The 402-nt window shown below is 62.2% G+C and carries 1 pseudogene; it reads right to left on the bottom strand.

What is annotated here, in order from left to right:
- Positions 1 to 402, bottom strand: a pseudogene (locus I6F37_RS42995) (glycine--tRNA ligase subunit beta); the annotation flags it as partial.

Here is a 402-nt window from a genome sequence, read left to right on the forward strand (position 1 = left end):
GCCCCGACCGCGGTCGTTGCCGAGGGCAGCGCCTTGTCGAGAGCGGCGGCAAGCGCCTTCTCCTCCGGCTCGGTGAGCAACGCCGCATCGACCGCGCCACCGAAACTCTCGCCTGACTTCTTCTCTTCGTCTCGCAAGATGTTTGCGGCGCGCTTGAAGCCGGCTAACAGATTCTTCCCATCGTCAGTGTCAAGGAATTTCCCTAGCGCATCGACACGGCGGACGATGAGAAGAATGTCGTCCTGATTGCCGAGCGCAAAAACCGCGTCGACAAGATCGTGCCGCGCCCCCTGCTCGCGAAGCTGCACCTTCAGGCGGTCGGCGAAGAAGGAAAGGAGGTCCACCGGCAGGGACCGGAGATCGGACAAGGTCGCATACTTGGCCAAGTCAGGATCATTCGGC

This window comes from Bradyrhizobium sp. NBAIM08, from assembly GCF_020193935.1.
Classification (GTDB): Bacteria; Pseudomonadota; Alphaproteobacteria; order Rhizobiales; family Xanthobacteraceae; genus Bradyrhizobium; species Bradyrhizobium yuanmingense.